The organism is Desulfofundulus luciae (assembly GCF_030813795.1).
Lineage (GTDB): Bacteria > Bacillota > Desulfotomaculia > Desulfotomaculales > Desulfovirgulaceae > Desulfofundulus > Desulfofundulus luciae.
In genome coordinates this window covers 1-2,119 of record NZ_JAUSUX010000058.1, presented here as the reverse complement: position 1 = coordinate 2,119, position 2,119 = coordinate 1, and the positions used below count along the sequence as shown (strand labels likewise).

The 2,119-nt window shown below is 51.5% G+C and carries 2 protein-coding genes; one reads left to right on the top strand and one right to left on the bottom strand.

From position 1 onward, the window contains the following. Positions 1-147: 147 nt before the first annotated feature. Entirely contained in the window at positions 148-1,380 is a 1,233-nt protein-coding gene (locus J2Z49_RS14650; protein WP_407650105.1) for an IS110 family RNA-guided transposase, read from the bottom strand. Between the two features lie 502 nt (positions 1,381-1,882). Here J2Z49_RS14650 and J2Z49_RS14645 point away from each other — a divergent pair. After that, on the top strand, positions 1,883-2,119 hold a 237-nt coding region (locus J2Z49_RS14645; protein ID WP_307403920.1), incomplete at its 3' end, for a hypothetical protein.

Sequence of the window (2,119 nt, the reverse complement as noted above, 5' to 3'; positions counted from 1 at the left end):
AAGCGCAGCGGTAAAAAGTCAAGTACTTTTTGAAGGGAAATTGGAAAAAATTTTTGGGGTTAAGTCGTAAAAAGGCAACAACAAACCAGGCCCAGAAGCTGACAATATCTGGGCATTATCTGCAGTGGTCACACTTAAAGGAGGCGATCAATCACCCTTTTTCCTGGGCGTATAAAGCTGGTTTGAGCGCAGCAAAGCAAAAACCAGCCGGACCAGTTTTCTGGCGGTAAGGACGAGTGCTCTTTTATGTTTATGCGTACGGGCTTCATTGTACTTGGCCTGGTAGAATTCGCGGTATTCCTGATCATGCACCCTAACCAGGTTAGCTGCCTCCACCAGGTAATAGCGCAAGTACTTGTTGCCGGAGCGAACCCGCGGGGTATCCTGGGCCTTCCACTGGCCGGATTGGTGTTCGTTCCATACCAGACCGGCGTATTTAGCCAGAGCTTTCTGGTTTTTAAACCGGCTGATGTCGCCGATCTCGGCCAGAATGCCAGCCGCATAAACCGGGCCAACACCTTTGATGGAAGTTAAAGTCTGAGGGAAGGCCTCCAGATGCTGGGCAATCAGCTTATCCAACCTTTTCAACTCTGACTGCAGGGCCCGGATGACGCTGATACTGGTAGCCAGGCAGGCGTTAACAGGGTCAGCCAGGGACTTGCTCAGGCGATAGGAAGAGCGTGCCGCTTTCTGCAGGGCTTTAGCCACCCCTTCAGCATCCACCAGGCGGTTTTTGCTCTTCTCCCGTAGAAAAGAAACCAGTTCCTCTAAAGGCATGGCGGCAATCTCGTCCGGGGAATAGAATTCCTCTACCACTGCCATGGCCGTAGCGCCGAAGGGATCGGAAAAGATCTTCTCCTGGCGCAGGGAACTGAATTTCAGGAAAAGATTGTTCAAGAAATACGTCTTTTCCCGGGCAATCGTCTGGGCTAAGTGAAACCTGGTGCGGGTCAACCGTTGGAGGGCAAGGAAACGTTCGTCCATAAAAACCTCCTCCGGGAGGCGACCGAAGCGCAATTTATCAGCAATAACCCAGGCATCGATATCATCATTTTTCGGCAGGTCATTGTAAGATTTCTTGAAGTTATTGACCGTCCTGGGATTTAAAACATGGATTTGCGGTGAAAACGGGGCCAGTTTCTCCGAGTTTTGGCAAAAAGCGGTCAGGTGGTAACCGTAATTAGAAGTAGCCTCCATGCCCAGCACTACCTGTTGCATAGAATGCTGGGCTGCGAGCTCAACGAGGTTATCCACCAGGACACTTGCTCCGTCCACCGTATTGGGCACACTAAATTTCCGTACAGTATCGCCGTTGGCGTCCAGGCAACGAACACTGTTACCCTTAAGGCTCACGTCGATACCGACAAAAAGTTTGCTCAACGGGGTTCACCTCCCTTTTCAAAAAAATCAAGCCGGGTACAGGACCTGGATGCCCCCGGGGAACCGCCTTACTCACCCTCGTAATCAGTACTCATCCGGCCCTGGGGGTGCATGAATGGGTAGCTGCGGGTCCCATCACCAGGCAGCCGGGGTACATCCAGCGGTTAGAAATGGACGGCGGACCAGGGGTAACACGCTTTACGAAATGGTAGCCCTTCGGGCTCCACTGGAGGTGGAAGAAATATCCCCATACCAGGCTTGTTAGTCCCATTGTCCCGCAAAGGAGGCATCCATGTCCAGACCCAGCTTGGTGTAAAAAGGCAACAGAAAGCCGGCCCGGCCGGGACAACTGCCTGACAGCACGTTCCGGGGCCGGCTGGAACAGGACCACAACCATCACTATCTATTACCCAGAAATATCTCAGCGGACTTTTACCTGTCCATTCGCTTGATAACGATCAGGGATTAGATTGTGTGTACATTTCGAGCGTTTACAAACTGCTTGGGCATCACCACCATATTCGAGGTACTGTTGGCCAACTGCTATCAATACCCATTCCACGATACAGTAATCGCGCAATTTACCGGTACCGGTACTGTACCCGCTGTGGAATCAGGCATTGATTTTGTTGGCCTCGGTACCCGTAATATGGGAACCGGTTCCCAACCATCCGGTCAACCCATATTATTCCTAAACTGGAATCTGGGGTTGTCCGGTGGTTCTAATACTATGATACGA